This window comes from Mesorhizobium sp. M7A.F.Ca.CA.001.10.2.1 (assembly GCF_003998575.1).
Classification (GTDB): domain Bacteria; phylum Pseudomonadota; class Alphaproteobacteria; order Rhizobiales; family Rhizobiaceae; genus Mesorhizobium.
Map to the genome: position 1 here is coordinate 1 of NZ_RZQY01000753.1, position 2,678 is coordinate 2,678.

General features: G+C 66.5%; 4 protein-coding genes. 2 read left to right on the forward strand and 2 right to left on the reverse strand.

Translation table 11 applies throughout. The annotated features are described in order from the left end of the window. The coding region (locus EN964_RS31150; RefSeq protein WP_164776126.1) for a site-specific integrase at positions 1 to 490 on the reverse strand (490 nt) is incomplete at its 3' end. Between the two features lie 400 nt (positions 491 to 890). On the opposite strand from EN964_RS31150, the gene rimM reads away from it, so the two are divergent. After that, complete coding sequence (gene rimM, locus EN964_RS31155; protein ID WP_127267360.1) at positions 891 to 1,496, forward strand: ribosome maturation factor RimM; 606 nt, start codon at positions 891 to 893, stop codon at positions 1,494 to 1,496. Continuing rightward, positions 1,493 to 2,197 (forward strand): tRNA (guanosine(37)-N1)-methyltransferase TrmD, encoded by a 705-nt coding sequence (gene trmD, locus EN964_RS31160; RefSeq protein ID WP_127267361.1) that lies wholly within the window; start codon positions 1,493 to 1,495, stop codon positions 2,195 to 2,197. Before rimM ends, trmD begins: the two co-directional genes overlap by 4 nt. On the opposite strand, the gene EN964_RS31165 is transcribed toward trmD, so the two are convergent. Continuing rightward, positions 2,179 to 2,678: sulfite exporter TauE/SafE family protein (locus EN964_RS31165; protein WP_164776127.1), on the reverse strand; the 500-nt coding region annotated here is incomplete at its 5' end. The two genes, trmD and EN964_RS31165, sit on opposite strands and share 19 nt — an antisense overlap.

Consider the following 2,678-nt stretch of genomic DNA (forward strand, 5'->3'; position numbering starts at 1 on the left):
GGCCGGAGCCGTAGAGCAGTGTCAGCACGGCGGCGTTGCGCGCTGCGATCCAGGGTTCCTCCGCCAGTTGGCCTTCAATGGAAACAACATGCTTGGCATCGCTCGCTGTCAGCGGCTTGGGCAGCGATTTGGGTTGGCGCGGCGCGCGCAGTGCTGCCGCCCCGGCCGCATTGGCGAGGCCGCGCCGCTCGAGGAAACGCAGCAGCGAGCGGATGCCGGCGAGACCCCGGCCGAGCGTGCGGGCACCGGCACCGGCATTGCGCCGCGCCGCGAGAAAGCCGCGCAGGTCAGCCGGGCGCAGATCGGCGATGTCCGAAATGCCGGGCGAGCCGCCACAATGGCCGGTGAGGAAATGCAGGAACTGGCGCGTGTCGCGCTCATAGGCTTCCACCGTCTTGGGCGACAGCCGGCGCTCTCGGGCCAGCATCTTCAGCCAGCTTTCGCGTGCCGCCTGGAGATCGGGTTTGGCCGGGATCAGGAATTCCTGCATGGCGGCATTTTCGGGTATTCGGGTTAGGAAGCGGTGAAGAGCCGTCATTGAAATGACAGCCGGCTGAGGTTAGGAGACCATCGATTGGCGGCAGGTGACTACCTTGGTGATTGGCTGAAATGCCCGCCCCCTTCGTCATCCTGGGGCGGAGCAGGAGCGAAGCGACGTCGCGGAGACCCCAGGATCCATGCCGTGACCTGCGAGCGTTGCTGCGTTACAAGTCTGATAGCTTTGCGGTGGAGACCGCGCGAAGTGTTTGCAAATAGAGAGTTGGCAGGAACGAGACTCGTGACCCTTTCTGAACTGCCGTGCTTTTTGGTCGCCGTAACGGAATGGATCCTCGGGTCTGCGCAGTCGCTTCGCGCCTGCTCCGCCCGTGGATGACGAAGGTAAAAGCGCCATGAGCAAGCCCCAGAACCCTGTCCAGATGGCCGTGATCGGCGCCGCCCATGGCATCAAGGGCGAATTGCGGGTGAAGACCTTCACCGGTGAGCCGCTGGCGCTGGCCGATTACGGGCCGCTCTACGCCAGGGACGGGCGCGCCTTCCAGATCATCGACATCAGGCCTGCCAACACCGTGGTCGTGGTGCGCTTCAAAGGTGTCGCCGACCGCAACGCGGCCGAGGCGCTGGCCGGCACGGAGCTGTTCGTCGACCGTTCGATGCTGCCGGACGATGGCGAGGAAGATGAATTCTATCATGCCGACCTTGTCGGCCTCGAAGTCCGCGACGATACGGCTGCCGTGCTTGGCAAGGTGGTCGCGGTGCACAATTTCGGCGGCGGCGACATTCTCGATGTGACGCTGGGCGGGCGCAAGGGCGTGCTGATCCCGTTCACACAGGCCGCCGTGCCGCAAGTGTCGATCGCCGAGGGTTTTGTCCGTGTCGATCCGGCGGCAGCCGGGCTGGTCGACGACGAGGATGGCGATGGCGATGGCCCGCGCGAGGAAGACTTCGATCCGAAAGGCCGGCCGCGCGGACCGAGCGATGCCGGGGGCAACCGGTGAGTTTTTCCGCTTGCGTGCTGACGCTTTACCCCGAAATGTTTCCCGGCGCGCTCGGCCTGTCGTTGGCTGGCCGGGCGCTGGAGGCCGGGACGTGGTCGCTGGAGGCGATCCAGATCCGTGGCTTCGCCACCGACCGCCATCGCACCGTCGACGACACGCCCGCCGGCGGCGGCGCCGGCATGGTGATGCGCGCCGACGTGCTGGCGAAAGCCATCGACCATGCTTCGCCGGAAGGCGACGCGCGGCCACGGCTGCTGATGAGCCCGCGCGGCAAGCCGCTGACCCAGGCGCGTGTGCGCGAACTGGCCGCTGGGCCAGGCGCCGTCATCCTGTGCGGCCGCTTCGAGGGCGTCGACCAGCGGGTGATCGACGCGCGGGGATTGGAGGAGGTCTCTATCGGTGACTTCATCCTCTCCGGTGGCGAGCCGGCAGCGCTCGTGCTGCTCGATGCGGTGGTGCGGCTGTTGCCCGGCGTGATGGGCAACGCGGTGTCGGGCGAGGAGGAGAGTTTCGAAAACGGCCTGCTCGAACATCCGCACTATACGCGGCCGCAGGAGTTCGAGGGCCGTGAGATTCCCGAGGTGCTGGTTTCCGGCAACCACAAGAAGATCGCCGCATGGCGTCGGGCGGAGTCAGAGAAGCTGACGAAAGAGCGGCGTCCGGATTTGTTGGGCGCCGCCGCTCACCCTTTCCAAAAGTAATAGAAAGCCAGAAACAGACCGACAGCGACGACGAAGCCGCGCACCGCGTTTTGTGGCACGCGCTTGGCGATCCAGACGCCGGCATAGCCGCCGAGCGCGCCGCCCGGGATCATGATGATCGCCTGCGGCCAGGCGACGACGCCGCCCGAGACGAAGACGACGATAGCGACCGCCGCGATGACCATGGCCAGCATGTTCTTCAGCGCGTTCAGCCGGTGATAGTCGCCGGCCTGGGTGAGGCCGAGCGTCGCCAGCATCATCACGCCCATGCCGGCGCCGAAGAAGCCGCCATAGATGGCGGTGAGAAACTGCGCCAGGGAGCCGGCGAGCGAGCCCACCGCCGCTTCATGACCGGGCTTCGGCACTGGTTTCAGCCAGGGGCCGGCTGCGAACAGGGCTGTCGCGGCCAGGAGCAGCCACGGCACCAGAGCGCGAAACGACGGATTGTCGAGCGCCAAAAGGATCAGCGCGCCGGCCAGTG

What these genes read in the sequence shown, in the direction of transcription:
- rimM (WP_127267360.1), top strand. Translation starts at nt 891, where the DNA reads ATGAGCAAGCCCCAGAACCCTGTCCAGATGGCCGTGATCGGCGCCGCC.